Consider the following 20,101-nt stretch of genomic DNA (forward strand, 5'->3'; position numbering starts at 1 on the left):
GGTGGTACGATGGATTATAAATTGGTGCGTCAAAAATAGCTATCATTACACATTCATTAACAATCCCTGCTTCATGAAGCTCCGAAAAATTCTATTCGCCGTGGCCGCGCTGACGGGCCTCGGCGTGGCGCACGCGCAAACCCGGCCGGAGGATGTGAAAACTTTCACGCTGCCCAACGGCATGAAATTCCTCGTTTTGGAAGACCATTCGATCCCGACGGCCAACATGTACCTCTTTTGGAAAGTGGGCTCGCGCAACGAGGTGCACGGCATTACCGGCCTCTCCCATTTCTTCGAACACATGATGTTCAACGGCTCCAAAAATTACGGCCCCAAGCAGTTCGACCGCGTGATGGAAGCCAACGGCGGCTCCAACAACGCGTACACGAACGAAAACGTGACCGTGTACACCGACTGGTTCCAGAAAGACGCGCTGGAAACGATTTTCAAACTCGAATCCGACCGCATCGGCCACCTCACGATCGACCCTAAAATGGTGGAAAGCGAGCGCGGCGTGGTGCTTTCGGAGCGCAGTACAGGGCTCGAAAACAGTAATTATCGGGTGATCAATGAGCTGGTCCAGTCGGTCGCATTCCAGGAGCATCCTTATATGTTTCCCGTGATCGGCTTTGAGTCGGACATTAAGAGCTGGACGCAGGCTGACCTTGAAAATTATTTCAAAACCTACTATTCACCTAACAACGCAACGGTTGTGGTGGTGGGTGATATTAAATATGAAGTGGTCAGGAAACTGGCTGATCAGTACATGGCCCCGCTTGCCGCGCGCGCCCTCCCGCCGAAGATCCGCACCGTGGAGCCGCCGCAGAATGGCGAGCGCCGCGTGACGACCTACAAAGACATTACCACACCCAACGTGCTCCTCGCCTACCACGTCCCCGAAACCGCCCACGCCGATTATTATGCGCTGGACCTGTTGAGCAGCTTGTTAAGCTCGGGCAACTCATCGCGGCTGGTGAAATCGCTGGTCATGGATACTACCATTGCTTCCACGGTTTTCACAGGGCTCGACAATGGCTTCGACCCCACATTATTTGCCGTTTACGGCGTGGCTGGGGATAATATCTCCGCTCCCGACCTTGAAAAAGCCATTGAAAAGCAGATCGATATGATCATCCAAAACGGCGTTACCGATTCGGAATTACAGAAAGTGAAGAACCAGAAACTCATGGAATTTTACCGCACGCTGGAAACCATTAATGGCAAAGCGAACAGTTTGGGAACTTACGACGTGTTTTTTGGGGATTATAAAAAGATGTTCGAAGCGCCGGAAAACTATAAAAAGGTCACTGCGGACGACATTAAGCGCGTTGCCGGCCAGTACTTCACCGAGCGCAACCGCACTGTGGGCTACCTGCTGCCCGAAAAATCGAAATAACAGCCATTCAAATGATATTGGAATGAAAAACATACTCATGCTAATCCTGGCCTTTTGCACATTGACGGCAAAGGCCCAGAATAATTTCAAAGTACCGCCTTACGAGAAATTCAAACTGAAAAACGGGCTGACGGTTTACCTCATGGAGCAACACGAGGTGCCGCTGATCAACGTCTCGGCCGTGTTCGATGCCGGCTCCATTAACGACGGCGAGCGCTATGGCCTGGCCAGCCTCACTGCCGACGCATTGCTTTTCGGCACGCAGAAATATACCAAAGCGCAGATCGAAGAAATGACCGATTATGTAGGCGCCAGCATGTCCACCTATGCTTCGAAGGACAATGCGGGCTTAACGGCCTCTTTTGCCGCGAAGGACCAGGAAAAATTATTTGAACTGATCCAGCAAGTGCTGTTGTACCCCGTTTTTGATGCCACCGAATTCGACAAGCACAAGCAACGCACATTGCTCGAACTTGCCCAGGCGAAAGAAAGCCCGCGCACGGTGATCGGCAACTATTACAATGCGCTTCTTTTCAACAACTTCCCTTACGCGACGCCCACGACGGGCAGCAAATCGACGGTCGAAAAGATCGATGTCGCCTCCGTGAAGGCATTTTACCTAAGCAATTACACCACCGGAAAAGGAGCTATTGCGGTAGTAGGCGATTTCAAAGCGGCGGACATGAAGAAAAAAGTAACCGCAATGTTTGGCGAATGGAAAACCGCTCCGGCACGGATGGTGAAACGCGTGGCACCGAACCTGGAATTTGAGAAAAACAGGGTCTTGCTGGTGAACAAAGAAGATGCCCGCGAAACGACTTTCATGATCGGCGGAAAGGGGATCGACTATAATTCACCTGATTACGTGCCTGTGGTGGTGATTAACACCATTCTCGGCGGCCGGTTCACGTCCTGGCTCAACGATGCATTGCGCGTTAACTCGGGGCTTACCTACGGCGCAGTGAGCCGGTTTACCCGGTACAAATATGCAGGCACGTTTGGTATTTACACATTTACCAAAAACTCCACGACGGTGCCGGCGATCGATATGGCGCTGAATGTGCTGGATAGTTTGCACAAAAACGGCATTAATGAAGAAATCCTCGCGTCGGCGAAGGCCTACGTCAAAGGCGATTTCCCGCCGGATTACGAGTCGGCCGGGGCATTGGCGCGGCTGCTGACCGATATGTTTACCTACAATTTCGACGAGAGTTTCATCAACACTTTCCAGGCCAAAGTGGACGGACTGACGGTAGCGCAGGCAAAAGACATTATTGCAACCTATTTTCCCAAAGACAAGCTCCAATTCGTGCTCGTAGGCAAGGCGTCGGAGATCAGGGACCAGGTTAAAAAGTACGGCGAGATCAGCGAAAAAGAGATCAAGGCCGACGGGTTTTAGTATATCAACAATGGGTAATGCTTTAAACAGGACTGGGTTACAGAAACTTTTTGGCAATACCTATCTTAAACAATCAACGAAATGACGATGAAAAAACTAATCGGTTTGGGCTGTCTGACGGCTGCATTGCTGGGCGGTAGCGACCTTTTTGCACAAGGCAAGCCCGTGTACACGGCGCCGATCGGCTTACAGGCATATACTTTCCGCGGCAGCTGGGGCAAAGGGATCGAAGCGACCCTCGACACGATCAAATCCCTCGGCGTCACCGAAATGGAAGGCGGCCCCATTGCCGGCATGACCACCGAAGAACTGCGCAAGCAGCTCGACAAGCGTGGTATTAAAATGCGCTCCATCGGCGCCGACTACAAAAAGCTAAGCGAAAGCACCGCGCAAACCATCAAAGATGCCAAAATCCTGGGCGCCGAATATGTGATGGTAGCCTGGATTCCCCACGAAAAAGGCAATTTCAATCTGGAAACCGCGAAAAAAGCAGTAGCCGATTTCAACAAAGCCGGCAAGGAGCTGAAAGAGGCAGGCATTTCACTGACTTACCATAACCACGGCTACGAATTTGTGCCTTACGAAGACGGAACGCTGTTTGATTACATTGTAAAAAATACCAATCCGGAGTATGTGAACTTCGAAATGGACATTCTCTGGACTGCATTCCCGGGACAAGACCCCGCGAAGCTGCTCCTGAAATATCCCACCCGATGGAAGCTCATGCACCTCAAGGACTTGAGAAAGGGTGTCAAAGGTGACCTCTCAGGCGGCACGCCAACCACCAACGACGTAGCACTTGGCACCGGCCAGATCGACATCCCGGCCACCCTTAAAGCAGCGAAAAAAGTAGGTATCAAGCACTATTTCATCGAAGACGAAAGCCCGTCCTACCTGAAACAGATTCCGGTAACGATTGCTTATATCAAGAGTATCAAGGAATAAAGTAGCAAGGGGAAAGGACGAAAGGAAAGCAATTATCAGACAGGAAGTAGAAAGGAAGCGACGAACAAGCCACGGAGTGGCTGCCTGTTTATAGCAATAGAACGCCGATTCAGCGGCTGGCTCCGTCGGAGCCTCCTGACAAACCGAAGGAGGCTCCGACGGAGCCAACGCATGGCGGATATCCGGGATGCTATAAACAGGTGGGCCCGCTGGGCCACTCTGCCTTTTTCCTTCGTTTTCCACTCTTTCCTTCCGCCTTTTCCTTCATTCCACTTTTCCACTCATTCCTACCTTTCCTTCGCCCTTCCCCCCGGCCAATGCGAAACTTGCCAAGTCTGCCGATACTTTTTACTTTGCATCAAAAAAGCAATCAACATGGAACCAGCGCTATTGAATGAAGTACCGTCGCTCGATTTGGCCGATTTTACGTCGGGAGATGCCCGGCGCAAGCAGCAGTTTGTGGAACACCTCGGCGAGGCATTTACCAACATCGGTTTTGTAGCCATTAAGAATCACGGATTAAGCGACGAACTCCGTAATGACCTCTACGACAGCGTTCAGGAGTTTTTCTCACAGCCGGACGATGTCAAGAGAAAATACGAATTCCCCGAATTGTTCGGTCAGCGCGGCTACATCGGTAAGGGCAAGGAAACGGCCAAGGGCTTTAAAGTGGCGGATTTGAAAGAGTTTTACCATGTAGGTCAGCCGGAGCCGGTCGGCCAGATGCCTTCCAATATTTTTCCCGAAGAATTTCCCGATTTCAAAAAATATACGCTCGAAGTGTATCATACCTTCGAAAGCACCGGCAAAACGCTGCTCCGCGCCATTGCCATTTACCTCGGATTGCCGGAAGATTATTTTGAAGATAAGGTCAAAAACGGCGACAGCCTGCTCCGGGCACTGCATTACTTCCCCATCCCGAATCCAGAACTCGTGCCGGAAGGTGCCGTGAGGGCAGCTGCGCACGGCGATATTAACCTGATTACATTATTGATGGGTGCCAGCGCCGAGGGCCTCGAAGTGCTGCGCCGCGACGGCCAGTGGATCGCCATTACTGCCCTGCCCGACCAGATCGTCGTGAATGTGGGCGATATGCTCGACCGACTTACAAACCACAAGCTCAAATCGACCATTCACCGCGTAGTGAATCCGCCGCGCGAGAAAATGGGCACATCGCGCTATTCAATTCCCTTTTTCATGCACCCGCGCGCCGATATGGACCTGACCAGCTTGGAAAGCTGCATTACTTCGGAAAACCCGAAATTGTACACCGACATGACTGCCGGGGAATTTCTCGATGAACGCTTGCGGGAGCTCGGTCTGAAAAAATAAAAGTACCCTCAGCTTGTCGTATCCACCCATCCGCCGATTTCGTTACATCATTTACCTGATGGACATCCTTTTGCTGTCACTCACGGCATTTGGAGGGCCACAGGTGCACCTGATGATGATGATCGAACGGCTGGTGCACAAGCGGCGCTACGTCACGGAGGAGGAGTTACTTGAATTACAGGCCCTTTGCTCTATTCTACCCGGTCCAAGCTCCACACAGACCGTCACGGCGATCGGCCTGAAAATCGGCGGGCAGCCGCTCGCCTACCTGACGCTGCTGGTATGGTCGCTGCCTGCGATGGCGCTCATGACGCTCGCCGCGATCGGCATCCATTACCTGGAAAGGAATGCTATTTCGCTCAATTTCACGCGGTTCGTGGGGCCGATGGCCGTGGCGTTCCTCATGTATGGAGCCTCTTCCATTGCCCGTAAAGTGATTCATAACACACAGGGATGGACGTTTCTTGTCATTTCTACCATCCTTGCCTATCTCTACCCCTCGCCCTACATGACGCCCGTGCTCATTGTGTGCGGCGGAGTGGCGGCTTCGCTCAATTTTAAGAAGCATGAAAAAATGGAGAAAGCTGAGATCCGGGTCAAATGGCGGCCGATCATTTTCTGGATTTCGGTGCTGATCACGGCGGCGGTGATTGGTAAGGTCACCAACTCATTGCCCGTGCGGCTTTTCGAAAACTTCTACCGGAACGGCAGCCTCGTTTTTGGCGGCGGGCAGGTGCTGATCCCCATTCTTTACAACGAATTTGTTGAATTTAAGCATTATCTCACCGAGCAGGAGTTCCTGGCGGGCATGGCGCTCACCCAGGTGGTACCCGGACCTGTGTTCTCGATCGCCACGTTTGTGGGAAGCGTGTCGCTGCAATCGCACGGCTGGTTTGGTCAGATCGTCGGCGGGTTTGTAGCCACGGCAGGCATTTTCCTGCCAGGGACATTCTTCATCTTTTTTGCCTACCCTTTCTGGGACCAGCTGAAACGCTACCGCGGCATCCGCGCCTCGCTCGAAGGCATTCACGCGGCGAGCTGCGGCCTTACCATCGCGGCTGCCATCGCGCTCTTCCAGCCGATGATGACCAGCATCCCGTCGGTTGTGACGGTAATCGCCACACTGGTTGTGGTGGCCTTCGGAAAGGTGCCCTCGTATCTGATCATCCTCGCGGGGTTGCTGCTGGGGCTGGTGTTCTGATCCTGGATTTATAGGAGAACGGGAAAGGTTGTGTATATTTACTTATACTTCGAACGTCAGTCCAAAGCGTACTCAAAGATCATAAATGAATAAACAATACCAAGAATAAGCATTCCAACCCCAATGACCAGACACCACCTAGCCCTGTTTTCATTACTTTTTCTAATCACATTCACTGCAAAAGCCCAGATCAGCACGCCGCCCGGCTTTTTACAAAAGAATAATACGAATGCATCGCGGCAATGGGTGGATTCTGTTTTTGCGACGCTTACGCCCGATGAACGCATTGCGCAGCTGATTATGGTCGCGGCGGTGTCGGATACCAAGCGGGCGCTGATTGACCCGAAAACGAGTGACCCGACCGTTGTAGAGAAGCTGATCCGTGAAAACAAGGTGGGCGGAATCGTGTTTTTTCAGGGCGGGCCGATGCCCCAGGCGCGGCTGACCAACTATTATCAATCCATTTCGAAAGTGCCTTTGCTGGTCGCGATGGACGCGGAATTCGGGCTGGCGATGCGGATCGATAGCACCGTTCGCTACCCGTATCAAATGACTCTGGGCGCCATTCAGGGGAATAATGACCTGATTTACGAAATGGGCGCGCAGCTGGCGAAGCAGGCGCGGCGGCTTGGCATGCACATTAATTTTGCCCCGGTAGCGGACGTGAACAACAACCCTGACAACCCGGTGATCAGCTTCCGGTCGTTTGGTGAAAACAAATACAAAGTGGCCGAGAAAGCCGTTGCATACATGCGCGGAATGCAGGATAACGGATTGCTAACCAGCGCCAAACATTTTCCGGGCCACGGCGATACCGGCACCGACTCGCATTACGACCTCCCGCTGATCCCGCATTCAGCACAACGCATTGATTCCCTGGAACTTTACCCGTTCCGCGCGCTGATCGACAACGGTTTGAGCGGGATGATGATCGCGCATTTGAGCATTCCTGCGCTCGATAAGACGCCTAATCTGCCTTCTACCCTCTCCAAACCCATTATTTCAAACCTGCTCCGCCACCAGCTGGGATTTGAAGGGCTGATTTACTCCGACGCAATGAATATGAAAGGAGTTACCAAATATTTCCCTAACGGCAAAGCCGATGCAATGGGACTTGAAGCGGGAATGGACCTGCTGGAATTTACCGAAGATGTCAACAAATCCATCGCCGAGATCAAAAAGAGCATTGCAGAGGGTAAAATCACCCAGGCGGAGATCGATCGGCGTTGCCGTAAAGTACTCGAAGCCAAGGCCTGGGCGGGACTTAACCATTACAAACCCGTTGATCTCAACAACTTATACGAAGACCTGAACCCCAAAGCAGCCGAACTAACCAACCGGTTGCTCACCGAAAAAGCCCTTACTATACTTAAAAATGACAACAGCATTCTGCCGCTGCGCGAACTGGACACATTGAAAATCGCCTCCATTTCCTTGGGCGCCGACACCATCACCACTTTCCAGAATACGCTCGGCCTTTATACCACCGTCGACCATTTCCAAATCCCCGCGAAAGCCACCGCTGCTCAGATTGAAGCAGTGCGTTCCAAGCTCAATGCTTACAATCTCTTGCTCGTCGGCGTGCATTTGGGCAGCATTTCCCCGCGCACCAGCTATGGCCTCACCGAGCCGATGAGCGCCGTTTTGCAGGAACTGATCGCGACCAAAAAGGCGGTAGTTTCCGTTTTTGGCAATCCATATGCATTGAATAAAATGCCTAAAACGGACGACGCGAAGGCGCTGGTGATGGCCTACCAGCTCACACCTTACACGCAGGACCTGTCGGCGCAGCTGATTTTCGGCGCCATTCCCGCGCTGGGCAAGCTGCCGGTGACTGTGAATGCGCAGTACCCTTATCACGCAGGCATCGAAACACCCGCATTGGGCAGGTTGAAATACACCATTCCCGAGGAGCTTGGACTGGATTCGAAGGTTATCACATTTAAAATAGATTCGATCGCCAACATGGCTGTCGCGCAGAAAGCGACGCCCGGCTGCGTGGTGCAGCTGGCGAAGGACGGCAAGGTGTTTTTCCGCAAAGCCTACGGCAAACACACCTACGAAGGCAGCCAACCGGTAAAAGTGACGGATTTGTACGACCTGGCTTCTGTCACGAAAATCACCGCGTCCACCCTCGCGCTGATGAGCCTCTGGGACCAGAAAAAATTCGACCTCGACGCAACGATGAAGGATTACCTGCCAGATTTCGAAGGTTCCAACAAAGCCGACCTGCAATGGCGCCGCGTGCTAACCCACAGCGCTCGCCTGAAAGCTTTTATTGTTCTTTGGAAAGAAGCACAAAATGCGGACGGAAGCTGGAAAAAGAAGACATTCAGCACAAAGCAATCCAAACGCTACCCTACTTCGGTGGTCGGCGACAGCCTTTTTATTTTCAAAAACTATGACAAAACGATCTTCAAAGCGATCCGTAACTCGCCTTTGAATGAAAAGGAAGGCTACGTGTACAGCGATCTTTCATTCATTCTCTATCCTCAGATCGTGAAGCGGCTGAGCGGCGAAGGTTTTGAAGATTATCTCAAAAACCATTATTATCGCAAGCTTGGCGCTAATACGCTCACATTTAACCCGAAACGCTTCTACAAACTCGACGACATCGTACCTACCGAGCGCGACACGTTTTTCCGCATGACGCAGCTGCACGGCCAGGTGCACGACGAAGCCGCAGCCATGCTGGGCGGCCTGAGCGGCCACGCGGGGCTTTTCGGCACCTCCAATGATGTGATGAAAGTTTGGCAAATGTATTTGCAGGACGGCTACTATGGCGGGCAGCAGTTGCTGAGCAAGGATGCATTGATCGAGTTCACGCGCTACCAATATCCGGAAGAAGGCAGCCGTCGCGGAATCGGGTTCGATAAGCCGACTTTCAAATACACGGGTAATGCGCCGCGGTATGCGAGCCCGTCGAGCTTCGGGCACACGGGTTACACGGGCATTATGACGTGGGCCGACCCGGCGTGGGGGCTCAACTACGTCTTTTTTTCAAACCGGGTATACCCCACGCGCGACAACAACAAGATTTCGGCTATGAACATCCGTACTTCGATCATGGACGTGGTGTACGAGCAGCTCTTAAAAAAGTAACCCCGGTTACTCGCCCCGAACCCCGAACTTGGCTACCTTTGCATATTCACGAATCAGGTTATTATTATGTACTATCGGTTTGACAAGGAAAAAGCATCCCGAAGGCCCGGCGTGACGCCGTTGAAGGAGGCTATTGATCAAATGCTCGACCGGTACAAGCTACGTAGCCGTTTCGACCAATCCTATGTAGTAGCGCATTGGGACAAGATCATGGGTTCGGCCATTGCCACCCGCACCAAGAAGGTATATATCAAAGACGGCATCCTGTTCCTGCAAATCGAATCCGCACCACTCCGCAACGAGCTCTTCCGGGCAAAAAGCAAGATCATTGAGCTGATCAACCGGGAAATGGGGAGTGCGTTGGTTGAGGATGTGATTTTTGTATGATTTCTTCCCGGCGGAAAAATGTGTAACTTCAATCCATAATAACATTTGAAGAATATGACTACGCTGACGATAAAAACTGAAAACCAGGAAGTGATGAAGGCTGTGAGAGCACTTTCACGCGGATTTAAGGTGGCATTCGAAGAAAAGGAAGACAAACCGTACGACCCCGAATTCGTGGCCATGATCAAAGAAAGCGAGCAACAAATCAATGAAGGCAAAACCGTTCAATACGAACCCGGTACTAACGTATGGGATCTGGCAAATTCAAAATAGCATTTACGGAAAAAGCAATCACACACTTGTCATTTTGGAATAAATCCGGCACAAGGCTATCATCAAGAAAATAGAACAGCTACTCGAATCCATCGCCGACACGCCAACGGAAGGGATCGGAAAACCAGAACTTTTGAAATATGAACTGGCCGGAAGATATTCCAGAAGGATCAGCCATGAACATCGTATCGTGTATAAGATCGTTGACGACACGATATACATTCTTTCTCTGAAAGGCCACTACTAATTCCCATCTTTCCTTCCGAATAACAGCAACCGGAGGCATTGCTTTAATATTTGAATGAACCCAATCCAATTTCCTGCATTTCTGAAACCCGGCGATCGCGTTGGGGTGTTGGCTCCGGCCAGTATTGTGAAGTATGATGATATTGTGCCCGGCATCAAGTTGTTCCGGGAGCAATGGGGGCTGGAAGTGGTGGAAGGCAAAACTTTGCACACTTCGTACAATCAGTTTTCGGCCTCCGATGCGGATCGCCTGGCCGATGTGCAGGAAATGCTGGACGATCCGTCCATTAAAGCCATCATCGCAGCCCGCGGCGGATATGGATGTTCGAGGATTGTGGACAAACTTGATTTCGGGCAGTTTCTTCAAAATCCGAAATGGATCGTGGGTTTCAGCGATCTTACCGCGTTTCTTTCACGCACTTACCAACTCGGCTTCGCAAGCATTCACGCACCGATGGCCAAGTCCATTACCTCGGCCGGCTCGGAAGTTGCGGCGGAATCGCTCCGGCAGATGCTATTCGGCGAATTGCCTGAATACTTCGTTCCCAGTCACGTGCTCAACCGCACAGGACAAGTGTCGGCGCAGGTGGTGGGCGGAAATCTCTGCCTGCTCGCGCATTTGATCGGCTCCGAAACGGAGATCGATACCAACGGCAAGATTCTCTTTATCGAGGATATCAACGAATATTTATACAACCTGGACCGGATGATGATCCAGCTGAGACGATCAGGCAAGCTGTCTAATCTCGCCGGACTGATCGTGGGGCAGTTTACCGATATGAAGGATAACAGCAGTCCGACATTCGGCAAGGATTCCAACGAAATTATCGCTGAACACGTTGCGGAATTCGGCTACCCGGTTTGTTTCGACTTCCCGGTGGGCCATGTGGGCGACAACCGCGCCATGGGTGTGGGCATGCATGCTGCCCTGAATGTGACAGGCGATGGCGTGCATTTAAAATTCCTTTCGCATTCCGCACTAGTTTAGCAAATCATTATGACAAATTTCAAAGACAAGGTCGTGTGGATCACAGGCGCATCTTCGGGTATCGGCGAGGCATTGGCGATGGCTTTTGCCAAAGAAGGCGCTAAACTCGTGCTCACGGCCCGCCGGCGCGAAGAGCTGGAACGGGTGAAGCAACAAACCGCATTACCGGCCGCCAATGTGCTGGTGTTGCCTCTGGATGTGACGCAGCTGGACCAGGCCCAACCTGCCGCCGATCAGGTGATCGCGCATTTCGGGCATATCGATATTATGGTGCACAATGCGGGCGTGAGTCAGCGCTCTTATATCAACGACACCGATCTGGAAGTGTATCAAAGCCTGATGAACGTCAATTTTTTCAGCACGGTGGCCATTACCAAGGCGGTTTTGCCGCATATGATCGCCCGGAAATCGGGGCATTTTATTGTGATGAGCAGCGTTGCAGGTAAAATCGGTACCATCATGCGGTCGGGATACAATGCTGCCAAGCATGCGCTTCAAGGGTTCTACGACTCGCTGCGGGCTGAGGGTTATCAGCATAACATCAAAGTCACCACCATTTGCCCAGGCTACATTCGCACCAACATTTCACTCAATGCGCTGGATGCGGCGGGCGATAAATTTGGAAAAATGGATAGCAATCAGGCCACGGGCATACCGGCCGATGTTTGTGCACAAAAAATCCTGAATGCGGTGAAAACCGACAAGAAGGAGATTTATATCGGTGGTTTTAAAGAAGTGGCCGCCATTTATCTCAAACGATTCTTCCCGAGCCTCCTGTTCGATCAGGTCAGGAAGAACATTCCGGAATAGCCTTACTTCGCTTTCGTTTTCGCCTTTTCGAGGTAATCGGTGGCTAGCCGCGCGATGGACCGCACACCGAGCACAAGACTGCCCTCGTCCACATAGAAGTCGGGCGTGTGGTGCGGGGCCGCTTCCGACACCTTTTTACCCTTCGGCATTCCTCCCAGAAAGAAGAAGAAACCCGGCACTTTTTGCTGGTAATATGAAAAGTCTTCGGCGCCGGTTTTCGCCGGAATCACATTCACCTGCTCTTTTCCAGCCACATTTTCGAGCGTACCGATCATTTTGGCCGTCAGCGCCTCGTCGTTATAGGTAACCGGGTACATGACATCGATATCCACTTTGGCCGTGGCACCGGCACTTTCGGCAATGTTGGTCGATATGTCGTTAATGCGCTTGTGTACAAATGAGTGCATTCCCTCGTCAAAAGTCCGGATCGTGCCGATCATTTTCACCGATTCGGGGATGATATTCTGCCGCACGCCGCCGTGGATGGCACCGATGGTCACCACAGCCGGTGCCTGCGTGAGGTTGAGGTTGCGGCTTACGATGGTTTGCAGTGCAGTCACGATCTGCGACGACGTCACAATCGGGTCAACGCCCGACCACGGGTAAGCGCCGTGCGTCTGTTTCCCTTTCACATCAATACTGAAAAAATCGACCGCCGCCATCGTCGCGCCGGGCCGGTAGGCAATCTTGCCGACTTCGATCTGCGAATCGATATGCAGCCCGAATATCGCCTCGACTTTCGGATTTTCGAGCACGCCCTCTTTTACCATCAGCTCGGCGCCTCCCTCCTCGCCTTGCGGCGCACCTTCTTCCGCAGGCTGGAATATGAACTTGACCGTGCCCGGAAGTTCGCTTTTCATCGACGCCAGCACTTCTGCCACGCCCATCAGGATTGCCACGTGCGTATCGTGCCCGCAGGCGTGCATTACGCCCGTAGTTTGTCCGTTGTATTCGGTTGTAACTTGTGATTTAAAAGGTACATCCACGCGCTCGGTCACCGGCAGCCCGTCCATATCGGCCCGCAATGCCACCACAGGGCCGGGTTTGCCGCCTTTGAGCAGCCCTACAACCCCGGTATGCGCCACGCCCGTTTGTACTTCAATGCCCAGCTGTTTCAAATGATTGGCCACCTTTTCGGCGGTTTTAAACTCTCTGTTGCCGAGTTCTGGGTTCTGGTGAAAATCGCGTCGCCATTCGACCAGCTTTTTTTCCAATGCCGGCGATTTTTGATCGATCGATTTGGCCAATGGTGACTGCGCGCGTGCCGACAGGCTGGGTATTGCGGCGATCAGCGCCGTCGCGGAGATTTGGAGGGCTAATCTGGAAATGCTTTTGGTAGAAAGAATTTTCATAGGTAATGGTGAAGTGACAATCGTAAGTTATAAAAAAAGGCCTTACCCGCAATGGATAAGGCCTTGATGTAGCATTAGCGCTTGATCAGTGTTCGTCTTCGCGGAAACCGGTGCGACGGTAGCCGGCATATTCGTATTGAGTTCCTGCATCATCCGAAAACTCGAACTTTACATATAGGGAGTCCGTCTTGTTGCCGCCTGGTGTCGTAGCTGCACCTTTCAGAATCTTACCCTCTATTAACGATACTTTGATATCGGAATCGTATTCATTAGAGAGGTCTGGTGTTGCGTTGAAGGTCATTCCGGCAAGGTTCACCTTTGTAACAATCTTGGCGGGCCAAAGTCCATGGTCATCCAGAATGAGATCCGTTTCGTTGTTGGCCGCTGTATTGGCAGTGGTAACCAAATTAAAGCCGGCGCCAATATCTTCACCATCTACCAACACATTGATCCACCATTCACCGCACATTGCCTGTAATTTCGTACCCTCTATTTCAGGTTCATTTCCGAGGTCGCACGACAATAGTCCAAAAACCAGCGCTATCAGGGAATACTTTATATATTTCATAAGTGTTTCGATATTAAAGTTTTTCAAAAGTACGCAATGCGGTACCAAATAGTGGGTTCAGCACGATCCAGCTATACGATACGCCCTCTTTGATGGATTCGCTTTCGCATTCAAAAGAGTTTCCGGGCGTAAGCTGGTAGGGACATTCGATTTTACCTTTGTCGTAATAGTAAAAGTAAACCGTCTCACCTGCCGCCGGCGCCAAAACACCTCCCACGTTGTCCGTTTTGTAAAGATTACCTTTCACCCTCGTTACGGTGGAAACACCGAATGCACCGGCATTACGCTGGTATTTTCCGGAAATGTCCACTGCGGCAGCCGCAGCCGAAATAACGCCTACGTAGCGATAATCGACAGACGAAAATCCGTCTTTGTTAACCGCCTGGTATTCGAGAATGTATACGCCGGGTGTCTTGGTATCCACCGTACCCACAACCTTTACGGCAATGTCCTGGCCGCCCTCGGTTGCGGTCGCTCCGGCATCGGTGAAGGTGCCGCCTACATTAACCACATTCCATTGATCACCCTTTATGGTGATGATGGGATAATTGGTAATGCTGGATATCCCCTCTGTCGTTTTGTCTTCGCAGGACATAACTGCAAACAAAGTCAGGGCTACTAATATTAGCTTGATTCCTCTTTTCATATTGTTCGTGATCAATAACCTGTGATTACTTCATCCACCAAATTTTTTCTGTAACCGGAACTGCCGCCGGCGCATTCGGATTGACGTCGCGCGAAGCGGCTGTGTAAGGGAGCCGCTTTGGCAATGCCCTTCCGGGGGTTACCGCATTCACTGCCGAAGTCCACTGGCCCGGAACGTAGTTCTGATCGGTGGCAGCGACCGGCGATTTTTCGGGATAACCAGTACGCGCCTGATCCCAGAACGACTCGTACCCCTGACGGAACATCGCAACCCATTTTTGGTACATGATCGCTTTTAATTTTGCCTCGGTATTACCAGCCGACGGATACTCATAAACACCACCTTTGGCAATTTTTTTTGCATCAAACGTAATATTGAATTTCGCGTATGCTTCCGTTACAGCCTTATCATAAAACTCTTTTGCTTTGGCATCGTTGCCTAGGCGCAGATACGACTCCGAAAGGATAAAGTATATCTCGTCGATGCTGAAAAAATAGAAGGGATCGGTAGGCAACATTCTGGCGACGCTGGGAGTTGTTACCGCGACTGTAGTTAGGTAATCCCCTTGCACAATGCCATACTGGCCGGTAGGGCCAGGTGCGAAGTAAGCGGCCAAACGAGCATTGTCATTATTCTCTTCCAGATACAATTGCAATGTGCGACTCAAACGGAGGTTGGTCCCAGTGCCCAATTGACGAATATTGTTTTCGTAAAGCGGGTTACTCTTGTTGGGCTCGTCCACAAACTTTGTGATCGCTGCATCGTCTTCCAGCAAAGGGGTATTGGCATCCAGCATGGCTTTGATAGCCGCCAAGGCCTGCGTTTTGTTAGCGCTCTCAGTCTGGCGAAGGTACATTTTCAGTTTCAGCGTGTTCACGAACCGCTTCCAGAGATCAATTTGCTCAGCTGAACTGGATCCGCCCCAAATCAGGTCCGATCCTACCGCCGTAGACGTTCCATTGTTAAAATCCAGCGCCAACGCGGCATCCAGTCGTTTCAACAGTTCGGCGTATACCGCAGGGCCATCGTCGTATTTTGGTGTTTTGATGGTTTCTACCTGCAATGCCTCGGACAACGGGATCTTATCAAACCAATCGGTCAGCGTCAGGTAAGCGTAAGTTTGCCCGGCGATGGCCTGCAACAGCATATTGTTGTTGCCGGACTCGGTCGCCTGCCTTTTCACGTCCTCAAAATCGTTGATGGCACTGGCATACAATTCGGTCCACGCGATATTATAATCGGCGGGTGTGAGGTCGTACGAATCGATATTGCGGTACTGGTTCGCCGAGTTGGACTGTGTCCAGTGCTGTGACCACATCCCTCCGATGATCGCCAGATCACCGCCGACGGTACCTGCCAGGGAAGCCTGCGCTGCCGGCAAAACGTATTCCGCAGGTACGGTCCTCGGATTGTTGGGATCTTCGTTCACATCCAGCCAATCGTTGCAAGATCCCAGCGAAAATGCTGCAAACAGCAAAAAGCCGTTCTTTATAATTCCTTTCATTTGAATCCTTATTAGAATGATAGATTTAACTGGACACCATAAGTAGCCGTAGACGGACCAGCGGCAAATTCACCGTAGAGGTTTTTCAGACTGGTACCAAACGTGTTGGCTTCCGGATCCACATAATGGTTTGCCTTAGGCGTCCACAGGATCAGGTTCCTTCCGAAAATACCGATGGACGCGCCGCGGACGGGCAATTTTTCCAATGATTTTTTCGGCACGGTGTAAGTCAACGACACGTTTCTCAGCTTGAAGAAGGTCCTGGGCAGCACATGATTGAATTCGTTGGCAGACGTTTGTCCTCCGTAGTAGGTGAATACATCGGCTCTTGAAACCGGCGTCGTGTTAGGGATAAAACCGCCATCATGCTCCACCACCGAGCCTGGAACTACAAACGGCTCTCTGTCATTATATTGCGTATTATAGGCGTTTCCATTGAAGTAGTTAAGGCGGGCTGTGTAAGAGTAGAACACACCACCATTACGGTAATCACCATTTGCACTCAGCCTTAAACCTTTGAAATCCAGGTAGGTCGACAAGCCGAGCGTGTAATTCGGATTGATCGAGCCCCGGTATGTTTCTTCGGAGCTTACCAGCGGCAGACCGGTTTCAGGGTTTACGATAATGTTTCCGTTTGGATCACGACGTGTGTCTGGTGAGTAGATTGAACCCAGCGGCTCGCCTACTTTGGCACGTAATTTCACATTGTAGCTGCTGTTCAACAGGATATTACCCGATCCGCCTTCCAATCCCAGGGATTCGACCTTATTCCAGATCTTGTTATAATTGAAAGTAACACCCCATTCAATTTTATCCGTACGCACCGGCACCAGGTTAAGGGCCAGCTCTAACCCTTTATTGCGCACGCTTCCCAGGTTAACCGTTTGCGTGGTTACACCCGTAGCCGGTTCCAGGCTCAGGCTGATGATCTGGTTCTTGGTCAGCTTATTGTAATAGCTCAGATCGAGCCCTACCCTTCTTCCGAAAAAGCCCAGTTCAAGCCCTCCTTCATATTCGTTTGAAATTTCAGGTTTCAAAGCCTCGTTTCCACGGTTGTTGGAAACTTCGTAGGCGTTGATCCCGCCGAATGGGAACACAATATTTCCGAAACCACCCGCGCGCACATCACCCGGCACATACACAGAATAAATTTGGTAAGGATCCGCGTCGTTACCCGCGGAAGCGGCGGCAAAACGTACTTTTACGAATGGGATTTCAGCAGGAAGTTTGAAAACATCGGACAGAACCGCGCTAATGCTGGCGCTCGGATAGAAATACGAGTTTTTGCCTTTTGGAAGTGTACTTGTCCAGTCGTTACGTGCCCCTACGGTCAGGTATAACCAGTTATCAAATCCAAATGTCGCTGAACCATATACACCTACCAGGCGTCGTTTGCTGGTTGTGCCGAAAGTAATCGGTGTCACCGAGCTGTTCGACAGGCTGTAAAAGCCCGGCAAATCGAGGTTGGTCACTTTGGAAAAGTGGGTAAGTGCGGTTCTTTCATTCAGGTTGTGCCCAAGGAAAGCCTGTACATCGAATCTTGATCCGAAATTGTGTTTATAATTTAAGATTAGATCGCTGTTGAATTGGCGATTCTGTCTCCCGAGTTGTGAAACGGCACCAAATACATCGTTGGCAATACCGTAATTCGGTGAACCTTCCGTAATCCGGCCTACATTACCCCAGTCTTTCTGAAATGCGTCCGAATAGTCGCCCCCCAGCCTCCATGTCGCACTCAGCTCTTTCAGTATCTGATAGTTGAATTCCAGATTACCATAGATACGGTCTTCGTCGTAGTTGTTACCCTGGTTATAAAGCGTCCAGTAAGGGTTTTGGGCGTATGGTGTAAAATACGTATCCAACGTCATGTATTTGTAAAACGGATTGCTCGGATCGAGGATAGCTTTCGAGTCCACAATCGAGTGGTCTCTCGGGATCTGGATCAGCTCTTGCCACAGCACTTTACCACCTCCCGCATCATCGCCCTGGCCGGTAGCTACCGCTTTCTGATTTTTGTGTACATAGTTGATGTTGGCATTTACCGAGAACTTGTCCAGCTTCAAACCACCACTCAGGCTCAGCGTATTACGTTTGTATGAGTCCGCGTTGGTAGGTACAACACCATCCGCGGTCGCGTTGGAATAAGCTACGCGGTAGTTAGCCGTTTCGGTACCGCCAGATACCGCAATGTTGTTATTCCATTCGTAGCCTTTATCGAAGAAGTCCTTGATATTGTCTTCCTGTGCCGAGAACGATTTCAACATCTGTGCATTGTCGATCACATTGCCCCATACACGTGGCTGGCCGTCGAGCTTCGGTCCCCATGAACCGTTTTCGAGGCGATCGAATATGCCGCTCCATCCTTGGCCGTACGTATTTTGCAGGTGTGGTACGCGAAGTATTCGGGATTGCGCAAATGACGATGAAATGTCAACCTGTGTCTTACCGGATTTTCCTCTTTTGGTAGTAATCAGGATCGCACCGTTGGCTGCGCGGCTACCGTATAAGGCGGATGCCGAAATGCCTTTCAGTACGGTAATGCTTTCAATTTCGTTAGGGTTGATGTCGTTCATCTGGTTACCGAAGTCCATCGAACGGTTGAAATCATCATTGCTGTTTTGCGCATTGGTTGATGAAGTGTTACCGCGGTTGTTCATCGGCACGCCGTCGATGACGTAAAGCGGCTGGTTGTTCCCGGTCACGGAATTGAAACCGCGGATGTTCAGGACGGTCGACGCACCCGGTGCTCCTGACGCCGTGTTTACAGACAGACCGGGCACGCGCGCACTAAGCGCATCGAGCGGGCTGGTGTTACGGGCTTCCGTGATGGATGTGTTTGAAATGGTGGCGGTGCTGTAACCGAGCGACTTACGCTCACGCGAAATACCGAGCGCGGTTACGACCACCTCGCCCAGCTGCTGGGCATCCGACGCCAATGTTACGTTGATCGTCGATTTCGAGCCGACCACGATGCTCTGGCTGATGTAACCCACGAACGAGTACACCAATGTTCCGGAAGAGGGGGCCGAGATAGTGTACTTTCCGTCGATATCGGTGGTGATACCTCGGGTCGTACCTTTCAGGGTGATGTTTACACCGGGGAGCACGCTACCGTCGTCGGCGGTAACAACTCCCGATACTTGTTTATCCTGGGCAAATGCCTGCCAGCCAGGAATCAATAAGCACCCTAAGAATAGAAACAGTAGAGTCTTTCTCATACAAAGGATTTAAAGTTTGTTTATTGGGTTAATTGCGTCAAGGTTACAAAACTAATTGTTGTTTCAATCAATTACAACGCCCTGCAAATCAATGTCCAGAATATAATTTGGCAGAAACGGGCTTTCATTGCCAGTTTGTTAGCAGGAAGCGTAAAAAAGGTTGCATAAACGTATTTATTAGAACTTCACGCGTTTTGCGGTATTCGTCGCCAAAATTTCAACACTACCAACCTTTCCTTAGACGATTTTCAAACAATTCTAATATTAACTAAATGTGATGTGGAGGGAAAAGTGCGGATTCGAGGCCTGAAAAACGCCCGTTTAAAGGCTCGAAAAATTTGATTCAAAATACAAACAATATTAAAAAAATGCAAATAATTAATAAAAATTCCTTCATCCTTTCCATTCAGAAAATCACGCCGTTGGCTGCGGCCGCTTCTATTTAGATTCTTTCTTAAAACGAGCTACGTATATAGCCGACGTATACTAAAACCGTCGATTGGCCCAAATATGGGCTGATTACGCCAAACGCTGCAAAATCCTCAAAAAAAGGGCATAATCATTAGCATTTGCTTAAAATCACGCAATTTTTCGGAAATGAGTCATATTTGAAAAAATTGCAAAAAACATTCCTTTGCAAGTATAATATTTGCCAAATCAGTCACAAAAACCAAAGCAAATTTTGAAGATTAGCAATAACCGGGTTGTAATGGTCAAACTAATAGTTATTTTTG

Annotated in this window: 16 protein-coding genes; 11 read left to right on the plus strand and 5 right to left on the minus strand. The window is 50.7% G+C overall.

Annotated features, from left to right (window positions below; genetic code table 11):
• Positions 1 to 73 precede the first annotated feature (73 nt).
• The 11 genes from DFER_RS13365 (at position 74) to DFER_RS13415 (ending at position 12,079) form a co-directional block, all read left to right on the plus strand.
• Positions 74 to 1,396 (plus strand): M16 family metallopeptidase, encoded by a 1,323-nt coding sequence (locus tag DFER_RS13365; protein ID WP_015812169.1) that lies wholly within the window; start codon positions 74 to 76, stop codon positions 1,394 to 1,396.
• Between the two features lie 22 nt (positions 1,397 to 1,418).
• The gene (locus tag DFER_RS13370; RefSeq protein WP_015812170.1) at positions 1,419 to 2,795 is read left to right on the plus strand and encodes a M16 family metallopeptidase; all 1,377 of its coding nucleotides are present in this window, start codon (positions 1,419 to 1,421) and stop codon (positions 2,793 to 2,795) included.
• Between the two features lie 87 nt (positions 2,796 to 2,882).
• Positions 2,883 to 3,740, plus strand: coding sequence for a sugar phosphate isomerase/epimerase family protein (locus DFER_RS13375; RefSeq protein ID WP_041736441.1), 858 nt, complete (start codon positions 2,883 to 2,885; stop codon positions 3,738 to 3,740).
• Positions 3,741 to 4,115: 375 nt separating this feature from the next.
• Positions 4,116 to 5,072: an isopenicillin N synthase family dioxygenase gene (locus DFER_RS13380; RefSeq protein WP_015812172.1), complete on the plus strand. Its 957-nt coding sequence runs from the start codon at positions 4,116 to 4,118 to the stop codon at positions 5,070 to 5,072.
• Between the two features lie 58 nt (positions 5,073 to 5,130).
• Positions 5,131 to 6,273 (plus strand): chromate efflux transporter, encoded by a 1,143-nt coding sequence (chrA, locus tag DFER_RS13385; RefSeq protein WP_050774695.1) that lies wholly within the window; start codon positions 5,131 to 5,133, stop codon positions 6,271 to 6,273.
• Between the two features lie 123 nt (positions 6,274 to 6,396).
• Positions 6,397 to 9,375 carry a serine hydrolase domain-containing protein gene (locus DFER_RS13390; protein ID WP_015812174.1) on the plus strand — a complete coding sequence of 993 codons (2,979 nt, stop codon included), beginning with the start codon at positions 6,397 to 6,399 and terminating at the stop codon, positions 9,373 to 9,375.
• A 66-nt stretch (positions 9,376 to 9,441) separates the two neighbouring features.
• Positions 9,442 to 9,762 (plus strand): DciA family protein, encoded by a 321-nt coding sequence (locus DFER_RS13395; RefSeq protein ID WP_015812175.1) that lies wholly within the window; start codon positions 9,442 to 9,444, stop codon positions 9,760 to 9,762.
• Between the two features lie 54 nt (positions 9,763 to 9,816).
• Complete coding sequence (locus DFER_RS13400; protein WP_015812176.1) at positions 9,817 to 10,035, plus strand: DUF2683 family protein; 219 nt, start codon at positions 9,817 to 9,819, stop codon at positions 10,033 to 10,035.
• Positions 10,036 to 10,126: 91 nt separating this feature from the next.
• Positions 10,127 to 10,282: a Txe/YoeB family addiction module toxin gene (locus DFER_RS30550; RefSeq protein ID WP_229206265.1), complete on the plus strand. Its 156-nt coding sequence runs from the start codon at positions 10,127 to 10,129 to the stop codon at positions 10,280 to 10,282.
• A gap of 54 nt (positions 10,283 to 10,336) precedes the next feature.
• Positions 10,337 to 11,269 (plus strand): S66 peptidase family protein, encoded by a 933-nt coding sequence (locus tag DFER_RS13410; RefSeq protein WP_015812177.1) that lies wholly within the window; start codon positions 10,337 to 10,339, stop codon positions 11,267 to 11,269.
• Positions 11,270 to 11,278: 9 nt separating this feature from the next.
• Positions 11,279 to 12,079, plus strand: a complete 801-nt coding sequence (locus DFER_RS13415; protein WP_015812178.1) for an SDR family oxidoreductase — start codon at positions 11,279 to 11,281, stop codon at positions 12,077 to 12,079.
• A 2-nt stretch (positions 12,080 to 12,081) separates the two neighbouring features.
• On the opposite strand, the gene DFER_RS13420 is transcribed toward DFER_RS13415, so the two are convergent.
• The 5 genes from DFER_RS13420 to DFER_RS13440 all read right to left on the minus strand — a co-directional run bounded on the left by DFER_RS13420 (position 12,082) and on the right by DFER_RS13440 (position 19,367).
• Positions 12,082 to 13,431 carry an amidohydrolase gene (locus DFER_RS13420; protein WP_015812179.1) on the minus strand — a complete coding sequence of 450 codons (1,350 nt, stop codon included), beginning with the start codon at positions 13,429 to 13,431 and terminating at the stop codon, positions 12,082 to 12,084.
• A gap of 85 nt (positions 13,432 to 13,516) precedes the next feature.
• Positions 13,517 to 13,999 carry a lipid-binding protein gene (locus DFER_RS13425; protein ID WP_015812180.1) on the minus strand — a complete coding sequence of 161 codons (483 nt, stop codon included), beginning with the start codon at positions 13,997 to 13,999 and terminating at the stop codon, positions 13,517 to 13,519.
• A 13-nt stretch (positions 14,000 to 14,012) separates the two neighbouring features.
• A complete protein-coding gene (locus tag DFER_RS13430; protein ID WP_229206247.1) occupies positions 14,013 to 14,594 on the minus strand; it encodes a DUF5011 domain-containing protein in 582 nt (193 codons plus the stop codon).
• A 76-nt stretch (positions 14,595 to 14,670) separates the two neighbouring features.
• Complete coding sequence (locus tag DFER_RS13435; RefSeq protein WP_015812182.1) at positions 14,671 to 16,149, minus strand: SusD/RagB family nutrient-binding outer membrane lipoprotein; 1,479 nt, start codon at positions 16,147 to 16,149, stop codon at positions 14,671 to 14,673.
• A gap of 11 nt (positions 16,150 to 16,160) precedes the next feature.
• Positions 16,161 to 19,367, minus strand: a complete 3,207-nt coding sequence (locus DFER_RS13440) for a SusC/RagA family TonB-linked outer membrane protein (protein ID WP_015812183.1) — start codon at positions 19,365 to 19,367, stop codon at positions 16,161 to 16,163.
• Between the last annotated feature and the right edge of the window lie 734 nt (positions 19,368 to 20,101).

This window comes from Dyadobacter fermentans DSM 18053 (assembly GCF_000023125.1).
GTDB classification, from domain to species: domain Bacteria; phylum Bacteroidota; class Bacteroidia; order Cytophagales; family Spirosomataceae; genus Dyadobacter; species Dyadobacter fermentans.

Coding starts and splice junctions, on each gene's coding strand:
- DFER_RS13395 (WP_015812175.1), top strand. CDS start 9,442: ATGTACTATCGGTTTGACAAGGAAAAAGCATCCCGAAGGCCCGGCGTG.
- DFER_RS13365 (WP_015812169.1), top strand. CDS start 74: ATGAAGCTCCGAAAAATTCTATTCGCCGTGGCCGCGCTGACGGGCCTC.
- DFER_RS13390 (WP_015812174.1), top strand. CDS start 6,397: ATGACCAGACACCACCTAGCCCTGTTTTCATTACTTTTTCTAATCACA.
- DFER_RS13375 (WP_041736441.1), top strand. CDS start 2,883: ATGAAAAAACTAATCGGTTTGGGCTGTCTGACGGCTGCATTGCTGGGC.
- DFER_RS13410 (WP_015812177.1), top strand. CDS start 10,337: ATGAACCCAATCCAATTTCCTGCATTTCTGAAACCCGGCGATCGCGTT.
- DFER_RS13370 (WP_015812170.1), top strand. CDS start 1,419: ATGAAAAACATACTCATGCTAATCCTGGCCTTTTGCACATTGACGGCA.
- DFER_RS13440 (WP_015812183.1), bottom strand. CDS start 19,367: ATGAGAAAGACTCTACTGTTTCTATTCTTAGGGTGCTTATTGATTCCT.
- DFER_RS13430 (WP_229206247.1), bottom strand. CDS start 14,594: ATGTCCTGCGAAGACAAAACGACAGAGGGGATATCCAGCATTACCAAT.
- DFER_RS13420 (WP_015812179.1), bottom strand. CDS start 13,431: ATGAAAATTCTTTCTACCAAAAGCATTTCCAGATTAGCCCTCCAAATC.
- chrA (WP_050774695.1), top strand. CDS start 5,131: ATGGACATCCTTTTGCTGTCACTCACGGCATTTGGAGGGCCACAGGTG.
- DFER_RS13435 (WP_015812182.1), bottom strand. CDS start 16,149: ATGAAAGGAATTATAAAGAACGGCTTTTTGCTGTTTGCAGCATTTTCG.
- DFER_RS13425 (WP_015812180.1), bottom strand. CDS start 13,999: ATGAAATATATAAAGTATTCCCTGATAGCGCTGGTTTTTGGACTATTG.
- DFER_RS13380 (WP_015812172.1), top strand. CDS start 4,116: ATGGAACCAGCGCTATTGAATGAAGTACCGTCGCTCGATTTGGCCGAT.
- DFER_RS13400 (WP_015812176.1), top strand. CDS start 9,817: ATGACTACGCTGACGATAAAAACTGAAAACCAGGAAGTGATGAAGGCT.
- DFER_RS13415 (WP_015812178.1), top strand. CDS start 11,279: ATGACAAATTTCAAAGACAAGGTCGTGTGGATCACAGGCGCATCTTCG.